Annotated in this window: 18 protein-coding genes and 1 pseudogene; 16 read left to right on the top strand and 3 right to left on the bottom strand. The window is 55.0% G+C overall.

What is annotated here, in order from left to right; genetic code table 11:
- Nucleotides 1-21: 21 nt before the first annotated feature.
- Nucleotides 22-2,866, top strand: a pseudogene (rcsC, locus tag ACQ29O_RS07175) (two-component system sensor histidine kinase RcsC).
- A 102-nt stretch (nucleotides 2,867-2,968) separates the two neighbouring features.
- Here the strand turns inward: rcsC and rcsB are convergent.
- Nucleotides 2,969-3,619, bottom strand: a complete 651-nt coding sequence (rcsB, locus tag ACQ29O_RS07180) for a response regulator transcription factor RcsB (protein WP_001061920.1) — start codon at nucleotides 3,617-3,619, stop codon at nucleotides 2,969-2,971.
- Nucleotides 3,620-3,635: 16 nt separating this feature from the next.
- Nucleotides 3,636-6,305: a phosphotransferase RcsD gene (rcsD, locus tag ACQ29O_RS07185; RefSeq protein ID WP_000083201.1), complete on the bottom strand. Its 2,670-nt coding sequence runs from the start codon at nucleotides 6,303-6,305 to the stop codon at nucleotides 3,636-3,638.
- 726 nt (nucleotides 6,306-7,031) lie between these two features.
- On the opposite strand from rcsD, the gene ACQ29O_RS07190 reads away from it, so the two are divergent.
- The 5 genes from ACQ29O_RS07190 to ACQ29O_RS07210 all read left to right on the top strand — a co-directional run bounded on the left by ACQ29O_RS07190 (nucleotide 7,032) and on the right by ACQ29O_RS07210 (nucleotide 12,817).
- Complete coding sequence (locus tag ACQ29O_RS07190; RefSeq protein ID WP_000865521.1) at nucleotides 7,032-8,168, top strand: porin OmpC; 1,137 nt, start codon at nucleotides 7,032-7,034, stop codon at nucleotides 8,166-8,168.
- 114 nt (nucleotides 8,169-8,282) lie between these two features.
- On the top strand, nucleotides 8,283-9,335 hold the full coding sequence (gene apbE / locus ACQ29O_RS07195; protein ID WP_000784307.1) for an FAD:protein FMN transferase ApbE: 1,053 nt from the start codon (nucleotides 8,283-8,285) through the stop codon (nucleotides 9,333-9,335).
- An 80-nt stretch (nucleotides 9,336-9,415) separates the two neighbouring features.
- Nucleotides 9,416-10,477: a bifunctional DNA-binding transcriptional regulator/O6-methylguanine-DNA methyltransferase Ada gene (ada, locus tag ACQ29O_RS07200; protein ID WP_000975962.1), complete on the top strand. Its 1,062-nt coding sequence runs from the start codon at nucleotides 9,416-9,418 to the stop codon at nucleotides 10,475-10,477.
- Between the two features lie 2 nt (nucleotides 10,478-10,479).
- Entirely contained in the window at nucleotides 10,480-11,100 is a 621-nt protein-coding gene (gene alkB / locus ACQ29O_RS07205) for a DNA oxidative demethylase AlkB (protein WP_020936889.1), read from the top strand.
- A 73-nt stretch (nucleotides 11,101-11,173) separates the two neighbouring features.
- Nucleotides 11,174-12,817: a multidrug ABC transporter permease/ATP-binding protein gene (locus ACQ29O_RS07210; RefSeq protein ID WP_045161626.1), complete on the top strand. Its 1,644-nt coding sequence runs from the start codon at nucleotides 11,174-11,176 to the stop codon at nucleotides 12,815-12,817.
- Between the two features lie 182 nt (nucleotides 12,818-12,999).
- On the opposite strand, the gene eco is transcribed toward ACQ29O_RS07210, so the two are convergent.
- Complete coding sequence (gene eco / locus ACQ29O_RS07215) at nucleotides 13,000-13,494, bottom strand: serine protease inhibitor ecotin (RefSeq protein WP_001746989.1); 495 nt, start codon at nucleotides 13,492-13,494, stop codon at nucleotides 13,000-13,002.
- A 413-nt stretch (nucleotides 13,495-13,907) separates the two neighbouring features.
- Here eco and napF point away from each other — a divergent pair, with 413 nt between their 5' ends.
- The 10 genes from napF to ACQ29O_RS07265 all read left to right on the top strand — a co-directional run bounded on the left by napF (nucleotide 13,908) and on the right by ACQ29O_RS07265 (nucleotide 21,614).
- Nucleotides 13,908-14,399, top strand: a complete 492-nt coding sequence (gene napF, locus ACQ29O_RS07220; RefSeq protein ID WP_000228069.1) for a ferredoxin-type protein NapF — start codon at nucleotides 13,908-13,910, stop codon at nucleotides 14,397-14,399.
- Complete coding sequence (gene napD, locus ACQ29O_RS07225; protein ID WP_001260058.1) at nucleotides 14,389-14,652, top strand: chaperone NapD; 264 nt, start codon at nucleotides 14,389-14,391, stop codon at nucleotides 14,650-14,652. Before napF ends, napD begins: the two co-directional genes overlap by 11 nt.
- A complete protein-coding gene (gene napA / locus ACQ29O_RS07230; RefSeq protein WP_000778092.1) occupies nucleotides 14,649-17,135 on the top strand; it encodes a nitrate reductase catalytic subunit NapA in 2,487 nt (828 codons plus the stop codon). The genes napD and napA overlap by 4 nt, the downstream gene beginning before the upstream one ends.
- Nucleotides 17,136-17,141: 6 nt before the next feature.
- Entirely contained in the window at nucleotides 17,142-17,837 is a 696-nt protein-coding gene (napG, locus tag ACQ29O_RS07235) for a ferredoxin-type protein NapG (protein ID WP_000091674.1), read from the top strand.
- Nucleotides 17,824-18,693 carry a quinol dehydrogenase ferredoxin subunit NapH gene (gene napH, locus ACQ29O_RS07240; protein WP_000013525.1) on the top strand — a complete coding sequence of 290 codons (870 nt, stop codon included), beginning with the start codon at nucleotides 17,824-17,826 and terminating at the stop codon, nucleotides 18,691-18,693. The genes napG and napH overlap by 14 nt, the downstream gene beginning before the upstream one ends.
- A 115-nt stretch (nucleotides 18,694-18,808) precedes the next feature.
- A complete protein-coding gene (gene napB / locus ACQ29O_RS07245; RefSeq protein WP_000835182.1) occupies nucleotides 18,809-19,258 on the top strand; it encodes a nitrate reductase cytochrome c-type subunit in 450 nt (149 codons plus the stop codon).
- A 9-nt stretch (nucleotides 19,259-19,267) separates the two neighbouring features.
- Nucleotides 19,268-19,870, top strand: coding sequence for a cytochrome c-type protein NapC (napC, locus tag ACQ29O_RS07250; RefSeq protein ID WP_000431778.1), 603 nt, complete (start codon nucleotides 19,268-19,270; stop codon nucleotides 19,868-19,870).
- A 20-nt stretch (nucleotides 19,871-19,890) separates the two neighbouring features.
- The gene (locus tag ACQ29O_RS07255) at nucleotides 19,891-20,169 is read left to right on the top strand and encodes an ATP-binding cassette domain-containing protein (RefSeq protein ID WP_001746990.1); all 279 of its coding nucleotides are present in this window, start codon (nucleotides 19,891-19,893) and stop codon (nucleotides 20,167-20,169) included.
- Nucleotides 20,166-20,825 carry a heme exporter protein CcmB gene (gene ccmB, locus ACQ29O_RS07260; RefSeq protein WP_000990039.1) on the top strand — a complete coding sequence of 220 codons (660 nt, stop codon included), beginning with the start codon at nucleotides 20,166-20,168 and terminating at the stop codon, nucleotides 20,823-20,825. The genes ACQ29O_RS07255 and ccmB overlap by 4 nt, the downstream gene beginning before the upstream one ends.
- A gap of 51 nt (nucleotides 20,826-20,876) precedes the next feature.
- Nucleotides 20,877-21,614, top strand: coding sequence for a heme ABC transporter permease (locus ACQ29O_RS07265; RefSeq protein ID WP_000266002.1), 738 nt, complete (start codon nucleotides 20,877-20,879; stop codon nucleotides 21,612-21,614).
- Nucleotides 21,615-21,618: the final 4 nt, after the last annotated feature.

Below are 21,618 nucleotides of genomic sequence, written 5' to 3' on the forward strand. Positions count from 1 at the left end.
CTGAGGCGGAGCTTCGCCCCTTTGAAATACCTTGCTTCCTTTCGAACTACGCTGAAAGTCTCGCGCTACTTATTCAGAGCGTTAGCGTTACTCATTTGGCTCTTAATCGCCTTTGTTTCGGTGTTTTACATCGTCAATGCCCTGCACCAGCGGGAATCTGAAATTCGTCAGGAGTTCAACCTTAGCTCCGATCAGGCGCAGCGTTTTATCCAGCGCACGTCGGATGTGATGAAAGAGCTCAAATATATCGCCGAGAACCGTTTAACGGCGGAAAACGGCGTCATGTCGTCGCGTGCGCGTGATGACAAAATGGTGGTGCCGGACTTTGAACCGCTATTTGCCGACTCAGACTGTGCGGCGATGGGCTCCACCTGGCGCGGATCGCTGGAGTCGCTGGCCTGGTTTATGCGTTACTGGCGCGACAACTTTTCAGCGGCGTATGATCTTAACCGCGTTTTCCTGATTGGCAGCGATAACCTCTGTATGGCGAATTTCGGCCTGCGTGAAATGCCCGTGGAGCGCGATGATGCGTTAAAAGCGTTACATGAGCGGATTATGAAATACCGCAACGCGCCGCAGGAAGAAAGTGGGAATAACCTTTTCTGGATAAGCCAGGGCGCGCGTCAGGGCGTGGGCTACTTTTATGCGCTGACGCCGGTGTATCTGGCCAACCGTCTGCAGGCGCTGCTGGGCGTCGAGCAGTCCATCCGTATGGAAAATTTTTTCACGCCCGGCAGTTTGCCGATGGGCGTCACTATTATTGATGAGAACGGCCATTCGCTGATTTCGTTGACCGGTCCTGACGGCAATATTAAAGCGGAGCCGCGCTGGATGCAGGAGCGCTCCTGGTTTGGTTATACGCCAGGTTTTCGCGAACTGGTACTCAAAAAAAGCCTGCCGCCATCCTCGCTCAGTATTGTCTATTCTGTGCCTGTAGATTTAGTCCTGGAGCGTATTCGTATTCTTATCCTGAACGCTATCCTGCTGAACGTGCTGGTGGGCGCAGGGCTGTTTACGCTTGCGCGGATGTATGAGCGGCGAATTTTCATTCCGGCGGAGAGCGATGCCCAGCGTCTGGAAGAGCATGAACAGTTCAACCGTAAAATCGTCGCCTCCGCGCCGGTGGGGATCTGTATTTTGCGCACTATTGATGGTGTCAATATTCTGAGTAACGAACTGGCGCACACCTACCTGAACATGCTCACGCATGAAGATAGACAGCGCCTGACGCAAATCATTTGCGGCCAGCAGGTTAACTTCGTTGTGTATTGACCAGCAATAATACCAATTTGCAAATTAGCTTCGTCCATTCCCGCTATCGCAATGAAAACGTCGCGATTTGCGTGTTGGTAGATGTGAGTACGCGCGTCAAAATGGAAGAGTCGCTGCAAGAGATGGCGCAGGCGGCGGAGCAGGCAAGCCAGTCTAAATCCATGTTCCTTGCGACGGTCAGCCATGAATTGCGCACACCGCTGTACGGTATCATTGGCAATCTCGATCTGCTGCAAACCAAAGAGCTGCCAAAAGGCGTGGATCGGCTGGTCACGGCGATGAATAACTCCTCCAGTCTGTTGCTGAAAATTATCAGCGACATTCTCGACTTCTCGAAAATTGAGTCGGAACAGCTAAAGATTGAGCCGCGCGAATTTTCACCGCGAGAGGTGATGAACCATATCACCGCCAATTATCTGCCGCTGGTGGTGCGTAAGCAGCTCGGCCTGTATTGTTTTATTGAGCCTGACGTGCCGGTATCGCTGAACGGTGACCCGATGCGTTTACAGCAGGTTATTTCAAACCTGTTGAGCAACGCCATTAAGTTTACCGATATTGGCTGCATCGTGCTGCATGTGCGCTGTGATGGGGATTATCTCAGCATTCGCGTGCGGGATACCGGCGTCGGTATTCCGGCAAAAGAGGTGGTTCGCCTGTTCGATCCCTTCTTCCAGGTGGGAACCGGCGTACAGCGTAACTTTCAGGGGACCGGTCTGGGGCTGGCGATTTGCGAAAAATTGATCAGCATGATGGACGGCGATATTTCCGTCGATTCGGAGCCGGGCATGGGGAGCCAGTTTACGCTGCGCATCCCGCTTTATGGCGCGCAATACCCTGTGAAAAAGAGCGTGGAAGGACTCGCCGGAACCTGCTGTTGGCTGGCGGTGCGCAATACTTCTTTGTGCCAGTTTATTGAGACCAGTCTGGCGCGTAGCGGCGTTCATACGCAGCGTTATGAAGGGCAAGAACCCGCCGCGGACGATATTTTGATTGTCGATGACGCGCTGGAGCATACCTGGCAGGGGAGGGCTGCGGTCGTCTTTTGCCGCCGTCATATCGGGATTCCGTTGGAAAGAGCGCCGGGCGAGTGGGTGCATAGTGTGGCGTCGGTGCATGAGTTGCCCGCGCTGTTGGCGCGTATCTATAGTATTGAGCTGGATAGTGAAGCGCTTTCCAGCGCATTGCCGACGACGGATAAAACCGCAGATTCAAATGACGACATGATGATTCTGGTCGTTGACGATCATCCGATCAATCGCCGCTTGCTGGCCGATCAACTGGGATCGCTGGGGTATCAGTGTAAGACAGCCAATGATGGCGTGGACGCTCTGAATGTGCTGAGTAAAATGCTATCGATATTGTTCTGAGCGATGTGAACATGCCGAACATGGACGGCTATCGCCTGACGCAGCGTATCCGTCAGCTTGGGCTGACGCTGCCGGTCGTCGGCGTGACGGCGAACGCGCTGGCGGAAGAGAAACAACGTTGCCTGGAGTCCGGTATGGACAGTTGTTTGTCGAAGCCTGTGACGCTGGATGTGTTGAAACAGACGCTGGCGGTGTATGCCGAGCGGGTACGTAAAACGCGGGCATAAAAAATGCCGGATGGCGGCGTCGCCTGTCCGGCCTGCAAAAGATGAGTCGACTGGTAGGCCTGATAAGCGTAGCGCCATCAGGCTGGGTAACGTAAAAGTGATTTATTCTTTGTCTGTCGGACTCAGGGTGACGGAAGAGAGATAGTTGAGCAGCGTGATATCATTCTCTACGCCCAGTTTCATCATCGCCGATTTCTTCTGGCTGCTGATGGTCTTAATGCTGCGGTTGAGCTTCTTGGCGATTTCGGTGACCAGGAAACCCTCGGCGAACAGGCGTAATACTTCGCTCTCTTTTGGCGACAGGCGCTTATCGCCGTAACCGCCTGCGCTGATTTTCTCCAGCAGACGAGAAACGCTTTCCGGGGTGAATTTTTTGCCTTTTTGCAGCGCGGCCAGCGCCTTAGGCAGATCGGTTGGCGCACCCTGCTTGAGTACGATCCCTTCAATATCAAGATCCAACACGGCGCTCAGGATCGCCGGATTGTTGTTCATGGTCAGAACGATAATAGACAGGCTCGGAAAATGACGCTTGATGTACTTGATCAAGGTGATCCCATCGCCGTATTTATCTCCCGGCATGGAGAGGTCAGTGATCAACACATGCGCATCTAATTTCGGCAGGTTGTTGATCAATGCTGTGGAATCTTCAAATTCGCCGACAACATTCACCCACTCGATTTGTTCAAGTGATTTGCGAATACCGAACAGTACAATCGGGTGGTCATCGGCAATAATTACGTTCATATTGTTCATGTATTGGGCTACCTTGCTACAGCAAGCTTTTGACGTAGGCGTCAATGTCGCTGATATATTTTTCTATACCTGGAGCATCTTTCTCACGAATCAGATGTTCCAGCGTTTCACATAACTGCTTGCCGGGTACCAGATTAAGCATGGCAAACACCCCTTTCAGGCGGTGGGCCGTTTGGGCCAGCGCAGCGAAATCGCTGGTTGCCGCCTCAGTATACAACCTCTTAACATCATCCGGTACTGTGTCTACAAATAGCGCATAATAGCCGCTGGCATGAAGCTCGGCATTTTCATCTCCGCCGAGCGGGGAGGCGGGAATCTCTTCCTGCGCCAGCTGCTCTTCGATAAGTTGTAGTACAGCTTCCTGCATAGCATTGCTCATATTAAAGTTGACGCGCAACTGACCCGGGCCAATTTTCCGCACGCCTGACTCATCATCGCTTAAAAGCAAGCCCGAGGCAGTAAGATTAGACGGATTATCCGTTAAAAAGAGATCATATTCTTGACTTATCTGCCTTTCATCCGGCGTGATGCAGGTGGCGCCCCAGTTTTCTAACTGACGCAGCACAATCGCGCGAACCTCGTTGGACGTCACATCGACCATCACGCTCACGTCGTCCAGCAGGCGCTCTTCGACCTGAGTATGCTGATCGTGAGGAAGCATTTTGACATGAACGGTATAGCGCGTGCCCAGCGTTTCTCGCGCTTTAATGTTGAGATGACCGCCCAGTTTGCGCGCCAGTTGATTGCACAGCCAGAAGGTGAGCGGATTCGCTTTGCCGTAACGATCGCCCTGCGTTTCATTCATATACGGGAAATGCAGATTATCAATCTCGTTTAACGTTACGCCTTCGCCCGTATCCAGAATACGGAAAGTCAGACGCTCCGCGATAGATTCATCCTGCTCGACTTCAAGCGTAATTTTACCCATAGCGGTCGTTGTGACGGCATACTGAATCAACAGCAGCAAAATCCGACGCAGGGCGTCGCGATCGCCCCAGCGTTCATCGTTGCCGCTAAGATGGTTATTAATCAGCAGTTGCAGCCCTTTACGCTTAATGGCGGGCAGCACTTCCGGCACGACTTCGTCAATAAGATCCTGCAGGGAGAACAGCGTGGCTTCGCTCTTCCATGCGTCATTTTCCAGCATATTCGCCAGTTGGATTTCATCGATCATACGTACCAATACATCCGCCTGATCCGCCAGTTTCAGGCTTTCCGGCGTGGTGACTGCCGCGGCGTTAACCGCTAGTTGGCGTACGGGCTCTTTAAGCGTGTTGCTGATATTTTGCATAAAGGCGGCGCGACCCTGCTGATTCTTCTCATACAAACGCTGCGCCTGTTTAAGCTTCTTATTCACCAGCACTTCCCGGTCCTGATCGCGAATAATAAAGATCTGCGTGCGGGGAGCGATCTGGCTGCGAAACAGACGGATCTCATACAGTTCGTTATTAATTGTCGCCTGAATCACGCCCTGATGCTGTTCCGCCATGCTGGTAATATTTTGCAGGTTAAGATGCGGCAACAGATGATCGGCGATTTTATTGCTGATCACGGTGCGGTTGCCTTCCTGATCGTAGACCAGCAGACCCAGCGGCAGCAGAGAAACGATCTCTTCATTAATGGCGCGTAAGACGCGAAGCTCGTTATTCGCCGCGTTGCCGGATGTCGATTCCGTCGACCGTCCCGGCTGATGACGGAACGTGGCGTAGCCAAATAACGCCAACGCCAGCAGCCCGATGTTCAGCAGTAAAGGCAGCAGAATATTTTGCAACGTATCAAGCAAAAGCGTACCGAACGGTACCTGCCAGATCAGGCGCATTCCGGTAGAGTTAAGCGCTGAGGAGATCTCAATTTTTGAACCGTTAAAGCTAATCGTGACGCTATCTGGCGCTTCCTTTTCACTGCTTCGCCCCGTCGCCTGGGTTGCGTCAGGCTCTATCCGAAAACTGTCCAGCGGCATTCCCGGCGGGATTAAATCATTAATGGGCAGATCAAACGCCACCACGGTCGCCAGATGTCCTGGCTGATTGAAGGTCGTGCGCAGCGTAAAATAGTGACCGTTTTGCCAGGCCAGTTTTCGCAATGAGGAGAAACTTTCGCGCTCATCCAGCGCATTCGCCTGCTGCAACATCTCTGCCCGGCGGGAATCGACGATATTGCCAATAGTGGACTCTTTAAAGCCGGAAGAGAGATCTTTCAACGGTAGGGTAGAGATAAGAATCAGGCTGTTATCCTGTCCGTTGAGATAATACATTGACCACGGCACGTTTTCCGCGCCCCACAGCGTATCCAGATAGGTTGACATACGCTGCGTCATTTCCAGCGTGGCGCTGTCATGGGAACCGAAAATCAGCGCTTCAGTTTTACGTCGCGGCTTTTCAAGATAATACACATCCTGTTTCAGACGCGTTTCCTGAAGTCCTTCACCTGTCGATGGCGTAGTGGTGGCGGCGATGTTGTCATAAATTTGCCAGGTAACATACCGCCAGGTGTCCACGCGTTTATGAATAGCGTGAGTGATATCGACAATTTGATAGCTTTTGTCTTTCAACCAGGCGTTGACGGCGCTCTGTACCATAACGCCCATCGTTACCAGCAGCACAATGATCAGCAATAAGAAGAAACGGGTAATGCTTCCCGGTAGAAGGGAGAATCGGGTAGAGACCGTTGTGTCAGACTGACTCATTTATGTTTACGACCTGTAAAAGCAACGCTGAAGGTGAAGGGCAGTATAAAGGGTAATGAATGAATTTCCAGACTCTTACGTCATGCCGGGCAACTTAACACGCGCTCCGTCGGCGGGACGGGAAAAGCGTACAACCTTCGCAGAACGGTACAAATATAAAGACTACTTATAAATGTTTAGCACTAAATATCAAGAAATTATTTGCTAATGTCTTACGAACGGTCGAGCAGGGGAGGGTAGTGAATAACCGTGATAGTTTTAGGCAGTAGCATAAATCTGCCGGGTGTGTCTGAAAAAACGTAAAAAAAACCGAATGCGAAGCATCCGGTTGAAATAGGGGTAAACAGACATTCAGAAGTGAATGACGGTAATAAATAAAGTTAATGATGATAGCGGTCACTATTTTAGTTGCGAATGAAGATTCTGTTTATCATTCAGTGCTATGAATTTCATCAATTTAACCCATTGATTTTAAAAGTCTCGTGAATATATTTTGTCTATTTGTTCTTATTTTTACTTGATTTTTGCTTTAAAAAAGTTCCGTAAAATTCATATTTTGAAACATCTATGTAGATAACTGTAACATCTTAAAAGTTTTAGTATCATATTCGTGTTGGATTATTCTGTATTTTTGCGGAGAATGGACTTGCCGACTGGTTAATGAGGGTTAACCAGTAAGCAGTGGCATAAAAAAGCAATAAAGGCATATAACAGAGGGTTAATAACATGAAAGTTAAAGTACTGTCCCTCCTGGTACCAGCTCTGCTGGTGGCGGGCGCAGCGAATGCGGCTGAAATTTATAATAAAGACGGCAACAAATTAGACCTGTTTGGTAAAGTTGATGGCCTGCACTACTTCTCTGACGACAAAGGCAGCGACGGCGACCAGACCTACATGCGTATCGGCTTCAAAGGCGAAACGCAGGTTAACGATCAGCTGACCGGTTATGGCCAGTGGGAATATCAGATTCAGGGCAACCAGACTGAAGGCAGCAACGACTCCTGGACGCGTGTGGCGTTTGCGGGTCTGAAATTCGCTGACGCAGGTTCCTTCGATTATGGTCGTAACTACGGCGTAACCTATGATGTGACCTCCTGGACCGATGTTCTGCCGGAGTTCGGCGGCGACACCTACGGCGCTGACAACTTTATGCAGCAGCGTGGTAACGGCTATGCCACTTACCGTAACACCGACTTCTTCGGCCTGGTGGATGGCCTGGACTTCGCGTTGCAGTATCAGGGCAAAAATGGCAGCGTGAGCGGTGAAAACACCAACGGTCGCAGCCTGCTGAACCAGAACGGTGACGGTTACGGCGGATCGCTGACTTATGCAATCGGCGAAGGCTTCTCTGTCGGTGGCGCTATCACCACGTCTAAACGTACTGCCGATCAGAACAACACCGCTGACGAACACCTGTATGGTAACGGCGATCGCGCTACGGTCTACACCGGCGGCCTGAAATACGATGCGAACAACATCTATCTGGCAGCGCAGTATTCTCAGACCTATAACGCAACCCGTTTTGGTACCTCTAACGGCAACAATAAGTCCACCTCTTACGGTTTTGCCAACAAAGCGCAGAACTTTGAAGTGGTTGCTCAGTACCAGTTCGACTTTGGTCTGCGTCCGTCTGTGGCTTACCTGCAGTCTAAAGGTAAGGACATCAGCAACGGCTACGGCGCCAGCTATGGCGACCAGGACATCGTAAAATATGTTGATGTCGGCGCGACTTACTACTTCAACAAAAACATGTCCACCTATGTTGATTACAAAATCAACCTGCTGGATAAAAACGACTTTACCCGCGATGCGGGCATCAACACCGACGACATCGTAGCGCTGGGTCTGGTTTACCAGTTCTAATCAGCAAAAGATGTTGCTAAAGGGCCTGCGGGCCCTTTTTTCATGCCTTATTCCGGCGTACAAATACGACGTTTTGATATACGCTTGCGTCCATTCGAATGAGGATAAACAGCGATGAAAATGACTTTTTGCCGGGCCGTGTGTCTGGCGGCGGCTTTTTTACTTATGGGCTGCGATGAGGCTCCCGAAACGACAACAGCGTCACCTGCCGCTCAGGTGCTGGAAGGTAAAACGATGGGGACCCTCTGGCGGGTGAGCGTGGTTGGCATCGATGCGAAACGCGCCGCAGAGTTACAGACTAAAATCCAGACTCAGCTTGATGCTGATGATTGGTTGCTTTCTACCTATAAAAATGACTCCGCGCTAATGCGTTTTAACCATTCACGCAGCCTTGCGCCCTGGCCGGTCAGCGAAGCCATGGCGGATATCGTGACCTCGGCGCTACGTATTGGCGCGAAGACGGATGGCGCGATGGATATCACCGTGGGCCCGCTGGTCAATCTGTGGGGGTTTGGGCCGGATCGGCAGCCGCTGCATATCCCAACACCAGCACAAATCGATGCGGCAAAAGCGAAAACAGGCCTGCAACATTTGCAGGTTATCGACAGGGCTGGACATCAGTTTTTGCAAAAAGATCTGCCGGATCTTTATGTTGATCTCTCCACGGTCGGGGAGGGCTATGCGGCGGATCATCTGGCGCGACTGATGGAGCAGGAGGGCATTGCGCGTTATCTGGTCTCGGTGGGCGGCGCATTAAGCAGTCGCGGGATGAATGCGCAGGGGCAGCCGTGGCGCGTCGCGATTCAGAAGCCGACCGACCGGGAAAACGCGGTGCAGGCGATTGTGGATATCAACGGGCATGGCATCAGCACCTCCGGCAGCTACCGTAACTATTACGAGCTGGATGGCAAGCGCGTATCGCACGTTATCGATCCACAAACGGGGCGCCCCATTGAACACAATCTGGTATCGGTTACGGTCATCGCGCCAACGGCGCTGGAAGCGGACGGCTGGGACACCGGCCTGATGGTGCTCGGTACGCAAAAGGCGCAAGAGGTCGTGCGGCGGGAAGGGCTGGCGGTCTTTATGATCATGAAAGAAGGTGAAGGCTTTAAAACCTGGATGTCGCCGCAGTTCAAAACGTTCCTGGTGAGCGATAAGAATTAAAACGCAAGATTACGGGTTTTTGTGGGCGGATTTACGGACACACTGCATGTAAGCAAGCACTATGCTTAATGAAGGAGTCTATGATGAAAAAAGCGTTACTTACCGATGATGAATGCTGGCTGCGGGTGCAGGCGCGCGATGCCAGCGCGGATGGGCGTTTCGTTTTTGCAGTGCGAACCACTGGCGTTTTTTGCCGCCCTTCTTGTCGCTCGAAGCGGGCGTTACGTAAAAATGTTCGCTTTTTTGCCAACGCGGAGCAGGCGCTGGACGCCGGTTTTCGCCCCTGCAAGCGCTGTCAGCCGGATAATGCGCGCGCGCAGCAACGGCGGTTGGATAAGATTGCCTGCGCCTGCCGTTTACTTGAGCAGGAGACGCCGGTAACGCTGGCGTCTCTGGCGCAGGCGGTGGCGATGAGCCCGTTTCATCTGCACCGTCTGTTTAAAGTGAGCACCGGAATGACGCCGAAAGGGTGGCAGCAGGCGTGGCGCGCCCGGCGGCTGCGTGAGGCGTTGGCGAAAGGAGAGCCGATCACGGCGGCTATTTATCGCGCTGGCTTCCCGGATAGCAGTAGCTACTACCGTCATGCCGACCAGACGCTGGGCATGACGGCAAAACAGTTTCGCAAAGGCGGCGATAATGTCTCCGTTCGCTATGCGCTGACGGACTGGGTTTACGGACGGTGCCTGGTGGCGGAGAGCGAGCGGGGGATTTGCGCGATTCTCCCCGGTGATAGCGACGACGCGCTACTGGCTGAATTACACACCCTTTTCCCGACGGCCCGCCACGAACCTGCCGACGCGTCTTTTCAGCAACGGGTGCGGCAGGTTGTCGCGGCTATCAACACACGCGATGTGCTGCTCTCGTTGCCGCTGGATATCCAGGGAACCGCGTTTCAACAGCAGGTCTGGCAGGCGTTATGCGCAATTCCCTGCGGCGAAACCGTAAGCTATCAACAGCTTGCCGCGACTATCGGCAAACCCACGGCGGTACGCGCGGTCGCCAGCGCGTGCGGCGCGAATAAACTGGCGATGGTGATCCCGTGTCATCGGGTCGTGCGTCGCGATGGCGCGCTCTCCGGTTATCGTTGGGGCGTGCGTCGAAAAGCGCAGCTATTAAAGCGAGAAGCGCAAAAAGAGGAGTAGCAATGCTGGATCTATTTGCTGATGAAGCGCCCTGGCAAGAGCCCCTGGCGCCTGGCGCGGCGCAGTCGCTATTAGACGATATCGGGTTTGTCGCCAGTCAGTCTCCGTTTCGTCAGATGGTGACGCCGGGCGGCTACACCATGTCGGTGGCGATGACCAACTGCAGCGCGTTAGGGTGGACCACCGATCGTCACGGTTATTGTTATGCCGTGCGCGATCCGTTGACCGATAAACCCTGGCCTGCGCTGCCGTTATCGTTTGCCAGCGTATGTCGTCAGGCGGCAATCGCGGCAGGGTATGCGAGCTTCCAACCGGACGCCTGCCTGATCAATCGCTACGCGCCCGGCGCAAAACTGTCGCTGCATCAGGATAAAGACGAGCCGGATCTGCGCGCGCCTATTGTCTCAGTTTCGTTGGGGGTGCCGGCGGTTTTTCAGTTTGGCGGCCTGCGTCGCAGCGATCCGCTCCAGCGGATCTTACTGGAGCATGGCGATATCGTGGTCTGGGGCGGCGAGTCCCGTCTGTTTTATCATGGTATCCAGCCGCTTAAAGCGGGCTTTCATCCCATGACCGGTGAATTTCGTTACAATCTCACCTTCCGTCAGGCGGCTGAAAAAGAATAAAAATAAGAATTATTTGCTGTGCAGGTGGAGTTAGTTAAACTGCGGGCTGTTATTATCGGTCCGGGTTGTAAGCATGGAACTTCTTATTCTTGTCTGGCGGCAGTACCGCTGGCCATTTATTAGCGTGATGGCGCTGAGCCTCGCCAGCGCGGCGCTGGGGATTGGCCTGATCGCGTTTATCAATCAGCGCCTGATTGAAACGGTGGACACCAACGTCATGGTGCTGCCGGAATTTCTCGGCCTGCTCCTGTTGCTAATGGTCGTCACATTAGGTTCCCAACTGGCGCTCACCACTCTGGGACACCATTTCGTTTACCGCCTGCGCAGCGAATTTATCAAGCGCATTCTGGATACGCACGTTGAACGCATTGAGCAACTGGGCAGCGCCTCTTTACTGGCCAGTCTGACCAGCGATATTCGCAATATTACTATCGCCTTTGTGCGTCTGCCTGAGCTGGTGCAGGGCATTATCCTCACCGTCGGCTCGGCGGCGTATCTGGCGATGCTATCGACAAAAATGCTGCTGGTTACGGCTATCTGGATGGCGGTCACTATCTGGGGCGGATTCGTGCTGGTGGCGCGGGTTTACCAGCATATGGCGACCCTGCGCGAGACCGAAGATAAGCTGTACAACGACTATCAGACGGTGCTGGAAGGACGCAAAGAGCTGACGCTAAACCGCGAGCGTGCGGAGCAGATTTTTCAGCAATGCTATACCCCGGACGCCAAAGAGTACCGTCATCACATTATCCGTGCCGATACTTTTCATCTGAGCGCCGTCAACTGGTCGAATATCATGATGCTGGGGGCGATAGGCCTGGTCTTCTGGATGGCGAATAGTCTCGGCTGGGCGGATACCAACGTCGCGGCGACCTATTCACTGACGTTGCTGTTCCTGCGCACGCCGCTGCTGTCTGCGGTGGGGGCGTTGCCAACCCTACTGACCGCCCAGGTGGCGTTTAATAAACTGAATAAATTCGCGCTCGCCCCGTATAAGCCTGATTTTCCACAGCCGAAAGCCTTTCCCGACTGGAAGACGCTGGAGCTGCGCAACGTGGTTTTCCACTATCAGGATAACGCGTTTTCCGTGGGGCCCATCAACCTGACGATTCACCGCGGCGAACTGCTGTTTTTAATTGGCGGCAACGGTAGCGGGAAATCGACGCTGGCCATGTTATTGACCGGTTTATACCAGCCGCAATCGGGAACGATTTTACTTGACGGTCAACCTATTGCCGCCGGGCAGCCGGAAGATTATCGCAAACTGTTTTCTGCGGTGTTCACCGATGTGTGGTTATTCGACCGCCTGTTGGGGCCGCAGGGGAAACCCGCCAATCCCGCGCTGGTCGAAAAGTGGCTTGAGCACCTGAAAATGACGCACAAGCTGGAGCTAAACGACGGGCGCATTTTGAATCTTAAACTGTCGAAAGGGCAAAAAAAGCGCATTGCGCTGCTGCTGGCGCTGGCGGAAGAGCGCGATATTATTTTGCTGGATGAGTGGGCCGCCGATCAGGACCCGCATTTCCGCCGGGAGTTTTATCAGGTGCTGTTGCCGTTAATGCAGGAAATGGGCAAAACCATTTTCGCCATCAGCCATGATGATCACTATTTTATTCACGCCGATCGTCTGCTTGAAATGCGCAACGGACAGCTAACCGAACTCACCGGCGACGAACGTGATGCCGCCTCGCGTGATGCGGTTGCGCGTACTGCGTAATGGCCGGATGAACCGCCTGATGGCAGCCCTACGTCCGCACGCGGGTAGGCCTGATAAGATGCCACGCGTCGCCACCAGGCATCGGGCGAGCGGATTTCCAGACGTGTTTTGAAAAGAACCCCGGAGCGCTGCGTGAGCCGGCGTGTTCAGATGCCCGGTAAGTGTGACCGGGCAGCGTAACGTTATCGCGCGACGGCGTTCTGTACGTTAGCGTCCGCTTTCCAGATGCGGTATTTCACGTCCACATTCGCCGGGGTATACACCACGATCGGCAGCTTGCTGTTGTAGCGCAGCATCCCGTCTTCACCCAGCCAGGCGGTGACGAATTTTTGCTCTTTCTTACCTTCAGGGCAGGCCATCATGGTTGATACCGGAGAGGTGACGTTATCAAAGACATAATAGTCATAGCCCCAGCCTTCCAGCGTTTTTGTTTCCAGCGTGCCGCCGAGGCGATGCTGGTTACAATTCACATTCAGCGTTTGACCAATCAACAGTTCCACTTTGAGGGTAGATTCATCCTGCTGAGGGGTAAGGGTTATCACTTGCCGCTTCATTCCTTTTTCCGCCTGCGGATAGGGGGCGATTTTTTCCAGCGGCTGGGCGGTATCACCATTGTTAGCCCAGGCAGAGGCGCTGGCGAGGGCGGCGAAGACAACGGCAGGGACAAACATCTTCATTTGATTGTTCACGGTATTTCCTTTCTGCTGTTTTCGGTATGCACGGGCAACAGATTAACACATTCATATTATCTATTAATCTGTATTTACTCATATTTTCAAGATTATTAATAAAATAGCGTCTTTTTATATAGTGGAATATTCCGATATTGATAATGTAAATGAAATTATCAACTATTAGTGATTTTCGTTATATAAGCATCTATATAACTCATTGAAATGTGAGAAAAAGCACGTTTACGGGTCTTTACCTGGCACTCTTTTGATCCGGCAACAGCATTTACCTCTATCGGGGTATGCATCTCTTACACATCCTGAAATATCTTATTTACAAAAACAACTACTCATAAATTGTACGGTTTTTATTGGTATTCACTCCCTATGGAAGCGTGTCGTTATGGAAGGGCGATATCATGGTTGATTTATCCCGTCGAAGCATGTTGACCGGCAGTTGGCGCAACGCCAGCAATGGGATTCTTCCGCCGTGGGCCAGAGAAACAACCTATTTTCTCGCACATTGTCTGCGTTGCGACGCCTGCATCCAGGCGTGTGAGGCCGACATCCTGCAGCGAGGGGCGGGGGGATATCCGAGCGTAGATTTCAAACGGGGCGAGTGCAGCTTTTGTTATGCCTGTGCGCAGGCCTGTACTGAATCGCTTTTTCTTCCGCGCCACACCAGGGCCTGGGATCTGATTTTTACGCTCACGGAAAACTGCCTCGCCAGGCAATCGGTTGAATGCCATCGCTGCCAGGACAGTTGTGAACCTATGGCCATTACCTTTCGTCCCACGCTATCCGGCATTTACCAGCCGCAGCTTGACTCGCAGGCCTGTAACGGATGCGGGGCGTGTGTGGCTATCTGTCCCGTGTCAGCCATCAAAGCGGAGAACCACCATGCGCACTAACTGGCAGGTCTGTAGCCTGGTCGTGCAGGCCAAAAGTCAGAACATCGCCGCCATTGGCACACAGTTGAACACGTTGCCGGGTTGCGAAGTCGCGTTAAGCGACGTTGAAAGCGGGCAACTGATCGTGGTGGCGGAAGCAGATCAGAGTGAAACGCTGATGCAAACAATTGAGTCAGTACGCAATGTCGAGGGCGTACTGGCGGTGTCGCTGGTTTATCACCAGCAGGATGAGCAAGGTGAGGAAACACCATGAAACTCAGTCGTCGTAGCTTTATGAAAGCTAACGCCGTTGCGGCCGCTGCGGCGGCTGCCGGTCTGAGCGTGCCGGGCGTCGCCCGCGCCGTTGTCGGGCAGCAGGAAGCCATCAAATGGGATAAAGCGCCGTGCCGTTTTTGCGGAACGGGTTGCGGTGTGTTGGTGGGAACGCAGCAGGGCCGTGTGGTCGCCTGCCAGGGCGACCCCGACGCGCCGGTCAACCGTGGTCTGAACTGCATTAAAGGCTACTTCCTGCCCAAAATCATGTACGGTAAAGATCGTCTGACGCAGCCGATGCTGCGCATGAAAGACGGCAGCTATCACAAAGACGGCGAGTTTACGCCGGTGAGCTGGGAACAGGCCTTCGATGTGATGGAGGAGAAGTTTAAAACCTCCCTGAAAGAGAAAGGACCAGAAGCGATCGGCATGTTTGGATCGGGTCAATGGACCATCTGGGAAGGCTATGCCGCCGCGAAACTGTTCAAGGCTGGTTTCCGCTCTAACAACATCGACCCGAACGCGCGTCACTGCATGGCCTCGGCGGTGGTGGGCTTTATGCGCACCTTTGGCATGGATGAACCGATGGGCTGCTACGACGATATTGAGCAGGCCGATGCGTTTGTGCTGTGGGGTTCCAACATGGCGGAGATGCACCCGATTTTATGGTCGCGCATCACTAACCGCCGTTTGTCCGACCCGAACGTGAAGGTTGCCGTCCTCTCCACCTTCCAGCACCGCAGCTTTGAACTGGCGGACAACGGTATTGTCTTTACCCCGCAAAGCGATCTGGTGATCCTTAACTATATCGCGAATTACATTATTCAGAACAACGCGGTAAATCAGGATTTCTTCACAAAGCATGTGAACCTGCGTAAAGGGGCGACGGATATCGGCTACGGCTTACGCCCGACGCACCCGCTGGAAAAAGCGGCGAAGAATCCGGGCTCCGACGCTTCCGAGCCGATGAGCTTCGACGAGTATAAAGCCTTCGTGGCAGAATATACGCTGGACAAGACCGCTGAAATGAGCGGCGTGCCGAAAGATCAACTGGAACAGTTGGCACAGCTCTACGCCGATCCGAATAAGCGCGTGATCTCTTACTGGACGATGGGTTTTAACCAGCATACCCGCGGCGTGTGGGCGAATAACCTGGTTTACAACCTCCATCTGCTGACCGGAAAAATCTCCCAGCCTGGCTGCGGTCCTTTCTCGCTGACAGGCCAGCCTTCCGCCTGCGGTACGGCGCGTGAAGTGGGAACCTTCTCACACCGTCTACCCGCAGACATGGTCGTGACGAACGAAAAACACCGTGATATCTGCGAAAAACACTGGCAGATCCCCGCTGGCACTATTCCGGCAAAAGTGGGTTTACACGCGGTGGCGCAGGATCGCGCGTTGAAAGACGGCAAGCTGAACGTCTACTGGGTAATGTGTAATAACAATATGCAGGCCGGGCCGAACATCAATGAAGATCGGATGCCGGGCTGGCGCGATCCGCGTAACTTTATCATTGTTTCCGATCCTTACCCGACGGTGAGCGCGCTGTCTGCGGATCTGATCCTGCCGACCGCCATGTGGGTTGAGAAAGAAGGCGCTTACGGCAACGCCGAACGCCGCACGCAGTTCTGGCGTCAGCAAATTAAAGCGCCGGGCGAAGCTAAATCCGACCTCTGGCAACTGGTGCAGTTCTCCCGTCGTTTTAAAACCGAGGAGGTCTGGCCGGAGGCGTTGTTGGCTCAGAAGCCGGAGCTGCGCGGCAAAACGCTGTATGACGTTCTGTTCGCCACGCCGGCGGTCAGCAAATTCCCGCTGAGCGAGCTGAAAGAGGATCAGTTAAACGATGAGTCTCGTGAGCTGGGCTTCTATCTGCAAAAAGGGCTGTTTGAAGAATACGCCTGGTTTGGACGTGGCCACGGGCACGATCTGGCGCCGTTCGACGATTACCACAACGCGCGCGGTCTGCGCTGGCCGGTCGTCGAAGGCAAAGAGACGCAATGGCGTTACAGCGAAGGCAACGACCCGTATGTAAAAGCGGGGGAAGGGTACAAATTCTACGGTAAACCGGATGGCAAAGCGGTGATCTTCGCGCTGCCATTTGAACCCGCGGCGGAGTCGCCGGACAACGAGTACGATCTGTGGCTTTCCACCGGTCGCGTGCTGGAACACTGGCATACCGGCAGTATGACGCGCCGCGTGCCTGAATTGCATCGCGCCTTCCCGGAAGCGGTGGTCTTTATTCACCCACTGGATGCGAAAGCGCGCGATCTGCGTCGCGGGGATAAGGTTAAAGTGTCGTCCCGCCGCGGTGAAGTGATTTCGATTGTCGAAACGCGTGGACGTAACCGTCCGCCGCAGGGACTGGTGTATATGCCGTTCTTCGATGCCGCTCAGCTAGTGAACAACCTGACGCTGGATGCGACGGACCCGCTCTCTAAAGAGACGGACTTCAAGAAGTGCGCCGTTAAGCTGGCGAAGGTGTAACGCGTTATGTCCCGTACAGCGAAACCCCAAAATGGCCGCCGCCGCTTCCTGCGTGATGTTGTGCGCACTGCGGGCGGGCTGGCGGCGGTTGGCGTGGCGCTGGGCTTGCAACAGCAAACCGCGCGCGCATCGGGCGTGCGGCTGCGTCCGCCTGGCGCGCTGAATGAAAATGTCTTCGCCAGCGCCTGTGTGCGCTGCGGGCAGTGCGTTCAGGCGTGTCCATACGAAACGCTAAAACTGGCGACGCTGGCCTCCGGGCTATCGGCAGGCACGCCCTATTTCGTCGCTCGCGACATCCCCTGCGAAATGTGTGAAGACATTCCGTGCGCCAAAGTCTGCCCCAGCGGGGCGCTGAATAAAGATATCGCCTCCATTGATGACTCGCGCATGGGGCTGGCGGTGCTGCTGGATCAGGAAAACTGCCTCAACTTTCAGGGGCTGCGCTGCGACGTTTGTTACCGCGAATGCCCGAAAATCGATGAGGCCATCACGCTGGAGCTGGATCGCAACATGCGCACCGGCAAACATGCGCGCTTTCTGCCCACCGTACACAGCGACGCCTGTACCGGCTGCGGCAAATGCGAAAAAGTCTGCGTACTGGAGCAACCAGCGATAAAAGTGTTGCCGTTGTCATTGGCGAAAGGGGAGTTAGGACACCATTACCGCTTCGGCTGGCTGGAGGGGAAAGATGGCAAATCGTAAACGCGACGCCGGGCGAGAAGCGCGGGCGAAAAAAGGCTGGTGGCGTAGCCACCGCTGGCTGGTGTTACGCCGTATCAGCCAGTTTATGGTGCTGGGGATGTTTCTCAGCGGCCCGTGGCTGGGCTTTTGGGTTTTGCATGGCAACTACAGCAGTAGTTTGCTGTTCGATACCCTCCCGTTGACCGATCCGCTGATTACCCTGGAAAGTCTCGCCAGTGGACATCTTCCCGCTGCCGTGGCGCTGACGGGAGCAGTGATTATCGCTGTGCTGTATGCGCTGGCGGGAAAGCGACTATTTTGCAGTTGGGTTTGCCCGCTAAACCCCGTTACCGATTTGGCTAACTGGATGCGCAGGAAATTTGACCTGAACCAGTCTGCGACGATTCCACGCCATATACGGTACGTCCTTCTGGTGGTGGTGTTAATCGGTTCGGCGTTGACCGGCACGCTGCTGTGGGAATGGATTAATCCCGTGTCGCTGTTAGGCCGTAGTCTGGTTATGGGATTTAGTAGCGGCGCGTTGCTGATTATTGCTTTGTTTTTATTTGATTTATTAGTCGTTGAGCACGGTTGGTGCGGCCATATTTGCCCGATGGGCGCGCTGTATGGCGTGCTGGGCAGTAAAGGCGTAGTGACCGTGACGGCCAAAAAACGTGAAAAATGTAATCGCTGTATGGATTGTTTTCATGTTTGCCCGGAACCGCATGTGCTACGTGCGCCGGTGCTGGATGAGCAAAGCCCGGCGCAGGTCACCCACCGCGACTGCATGACCTGCGGCCGCTGCGTGGATGTCTGTTCTGAGGATGTTTTTACAATAACGATACATAACATCATTCGGGATGCATCGCGGCGGTAAGCGAGGAAATCCCCAGGGGCATAGATAACGATGCGACTGGGATTTTGGAGCGCAGCCAACAAAGAGGCAGCTCGAAGGATGAAGTGTAAATGCGATGGAGTTCGGGAGCGAAACAATGAAAAGCCATGACCTGATGAAAGCGCTGTGTCAATGGATGGCCACGCTTGCCCTGGTGGTAAGTGGTGCGGTTTGGGCGGCAAACGGAGTGGACCTGAGCCAGTCGCCGGAAGTATCCGGGACGCAGGAAGGGGCGATTCGTATGCCGAAAGAGCAGGAGCGTATGCCGCTAAATTACGTCAACCAGCCACCGATGATCCCGCACAGCGTCGAGGGCTACCAGGTGACGACCAATACCAACCGCTGTCTGCAATGCCACGGCGTGGAAAGTTATCGTACGACGGGCGCGCCGCGTATCAGCCCGACGCACTTTATGGACAGTGACGGTAAAGTGTCGGGCAACGTCGCGCCGCGTCGTTATTTCTGCCTGCAGTGCCACGTACCGCAGTCTGATACCGCGCCGATTATCGACAATACCTTTACCCCCTCGCAAGGTTACGGGAAATAAGAGGTCATTATGGAAAATTCTAACCGTAAACCCGGCTGGATAAAGCGCGTCTGGCGATGGTGGCGCAGCCCCAGCCGCCTGGCGCTGGGGACGCTGCTGTTAATCGGTTTTATCGGCGGCATCATCTTCTGGGGCGGCTTCAATACCGGAATGGAAAAGGCTAACACCGAAGAGTTTTGTATTAGCTGCCATGAAATGCGCAACACGGTGTATGAGGAGTATATGGAAACCGTCCACTACAACAACCGTAGTGGCGTTCGTGCCACCTGTCCTGACTGCCATGTGCCGCATGAGTGGGGGCCGAAGATGATCCGTAAGATCAAAGCCAGTAAAGAGCTGTATGCGAAGGTATTTGGGCTGATAGATACACCGCAGAAATTTGAAGCTCATCGCCTGACAATGGCACAAAATGAGTGGCGGCGCATGAAAGACAACAACTCGCAGGAATGCCGTAACTGCCACAATTTCGACTTTATGGATCTGACCGCGCAAAAAGGCGTCGCGGCGAAAATGCACGATCAGGCGGTAAAAGACGGACAGACCTGTATCGATTGCCACAAAGGGATCGCGCATAAACTGCCGGATATGCGTGATGTTAAACCAGGTTTCTGACAGGACGTTGATGAGTGGGAATGCTTGAAGCCAGAGATCTGCACTGCGAACGGGACGAGAGGACGCTGTTTCGCGGGCTGTCGTTCACCGTGGAAGCCGGGGAGTGGGTGCAGGTCACCGGCGGCAACGGCGCCGGAAAAACCACCCTGCTGCGCCTGCTGACCGGGCTGGCGCGCCCGGACGGCGGGGAGGTGTACTGGCAGGGCGGGATGGTCATTCTCACCACCCACCAGCCGCTGCCGGGGGCCGCGGACACCGTCCGCCGCCTGGCGCTGACCGGCGGGGGGGCCGGGCTGTGATGTGGCGTGTCTTCTGTCTCGAGCTGCGCGTGGCGTTCCGCCACGGCGCGGACATCGCCGGCCCGCTGTGGTTCTTCCTGATGGTCATCACCCTGTTTCCGTTAAGCGTCGGGCCGCAGCCGCAGCTGCTGGCGCGTATCGCGCCGGGCATCATCCAGGTGGCGGCGCTGCTGGCCTCGCTGCTGGCGCTGGAGCGGCTGTTTCGCGACGACCTGCAGGACGGCAGCCTGGAGCAGCTGATGCTGCTGCCGGTGCCGCTGCCGGCGGTGGTGCTGGCGAAGGTGCTGGCCCACTGGGCGGTGACCGGCCTGCCGCTGATGATGCTCTCCCCGCTGGTGGCGCTGCTGCTGGGGATGGACGTGTACGGCTGGAAAATCATGGCGCTGACGCTGCTGCTCGGCACGCCGGCGCTGGGGTTTCTCGCCGCGCCGGGCGTCGCGCTGACGGCCGGCCTGCGGCGCGGCGGCGTCCTGCTGGGCATTCTGGTGCTGCCGCTGAGTGTCCCGGTGCTGATTTTCGCCACCGCGGCGATGGACGCGGCATCGATGCATTTACCCGTTGACGGCTATCTGGCGGTGCTGGGGGCGCTGCTGGCGGGCAGCGCGACGTTAAGCCCGTTCGCCACCGCGGCGGCGCTGCGCCTCAGCGTGCAGTAGCGCCCCGGCGCGACGGACATTTTACTGGTTTCAGGAGGTCAGGTGACAACGATGTGGAAAACCCTTCATCAGCTGGCGGCGCCGCCCCGGCTGTATCAGATTTGCGGCAGGCTCGTGCCGTGGCTGGCGGCAGCCGGCATCATCGCGCTGGCCACCGGCTGGGTCCGGGGCTTTGGTTTCGCCCCGGCGGACTACCAGCAGGGGGAGAGCTACCGCATTATGTACCTGCATGTCCCGGCGGCCATCTGGTCGATGGGTATCTATGCGGCGATGGCGGTGGCGGCGTTCACCGGGCTGGTCTGGCAGATGAAAATGGCCAGCCTTGCCGTCGCGGCGATGGCGCCGGTGGGGGCGGTGTACACCTTCATCGCGCTGGTCACCGGCGCGGCGTGGGGCAAACCGATGTGGGGCACCTGGTGGGTGTGGGACGCGCGCCTGACCTCGGAGCTGGTGCTGCTGTTTCTCTACGCCGGGGTCATCGCCCTGTGGCACGCCTTTGACGACCGTAAAATGGCCGGGCGCGCGGCGGGCATTCTGGTGCTGGTCGGCGTGGTGAACCTGCCGGTTATCCACTATTCCGTCGAGTGGTGGAACACCCTGCACCAGGGCTCGACGCGGATGCAGCAGAGTATCGACCCGGCGATGCGCTCGCCGCTGCGCTGGGCCATCGCCGGCTTCCTGCTGCTCTTTATGACGCTGGCGCTGATGCGGATGCGCAACCTGATTTTACTGATGGAAAAACGCCGCCCGTGGGTGAGCGAACTGATACTGAAAAGGGGGCACCGGTGAGTCC

It is taken from the genome of Salmonella sp. GDC200615 (assembly GCF_050574145.1).
Classification (GTDB): Bacteria; Pseudomonadota; Gammaproteobacteria; order Enterobacterales; family Enterobacteriaceae; genus Salmonella; species Salmonella enterica.

Bases quoted from the DNA above. Each gene is read 5' to 3' on its own strand.
- ACQ29O_RS07190 (WP_000865521.1), top strand. From the start codon at position 7,032: ATGAAAGTTAAAGTACTGTCCCTCCTGGTACCAGCTCTGCTGGTGGCG.
- ACQ29O_RS07255 (WP_001746990.1), top strand. From the start codon at position 19,891: ATGCTTGAAGCCAGAGATCTGCACTGCGAACGGGACGAGAGGACGCTG.
- alkB (WP_020936889.1), top strand. From the start codon at position 10,480: ATGCTGGATCTATTTGCTGATGAAGCGCCCTGGCAAGAGCCCCTGGCG.
- napC (WP_000431778.1), top strand. From the start codon at position 19,268: ATGGAAAATTCTAACCGTAAACCCGGCTGGATAAAGCGCGTCTGGCGA.
- ACQ29O_RS07210 (WP_045161626.1), top strand. From the start codon at position 11,174: ATGGAACTTCTTATTCTTGTCTGGCGGCAGTACCGCTGGCCATTTATT.
- napA (WP_000778092.1), top strand. From the start codon at position 14,649: ATGAAACTCAGTCGTCGTAGCTTTATGAAAGCTAACGCCGTTGCGGCC.
- apbE (WP_000784307.1), top strand. From the start codon at position 8,283: ATGAAAATGACTTTTTGCCGGGCCGTGTGTCTGGCGGCGGCTTTTTTA.
- ACQ29O_RS07265 (WP_000266002.1), top strand. From the start codon at position 20,877: ATGTGGAAAACCCTTCATCAGCTGGCGGCGCCGCCCCGGCTGTATCAG.
- napB (WP_000835182.1), top strand. From the start codon at position 18,809: ATGAAAAGCCATGACCTGATGAAAGCGCTGTGTCAATGGATGGCCACG.
- napD (WP_001260058.1), top strand. From the start codon at position 14,389: ATGCGCACTAACTGGCAGGTCTGTAGCCTGGTCGTGCAGGCCAAAAGT.
- rcsD (WP_000083201.1), bottom strand. From the start codon at position 6,305: ATGAGTCAGTCTGACACAACGGTCTCTACCCGATTCTCCCTTCTACCG.
- napG (WP_000091674.1), top strand. From the start codon at position 17,142: ATGTCCCGTACAGCGAAACCCCAAAATGGCCGCCGCCGCTTCCTGCGT.
- eco (WP_001746989.1), bottom strand. From the start codon at position 13,494: ATGAAGATGTTTGTCCCTGCCGTTGTCTTCGCCGCCCTCGCCAGCGCC.
- napF (WP_000228069.1), top strand. From the start codon at position 13,908: ATGGTTGATTTATCCCGTCGAAGCATGTTGACCGGCAGTTGGCGCAAC.
- napH (WP_000013525.1), top strand. From the start codon at position 17,824: ATGGCAAATCGTAAACGCGACGCCGGGCGAGAAGCGCGGGCGAAAAAA.
- rcsB (WP_001061920.1), bottom strand. From the start codon at position 3,619: ATGAACAATATGAACGTAATTATTGCCGATGACCACCCGATTGTACTG.
- ada (WP_000975962.1), top strand. From the start codon at position 9,416: ATGATGAAAAAAGCGTTACTTACCGATGATGAATGCTGGCTGCGGGTG.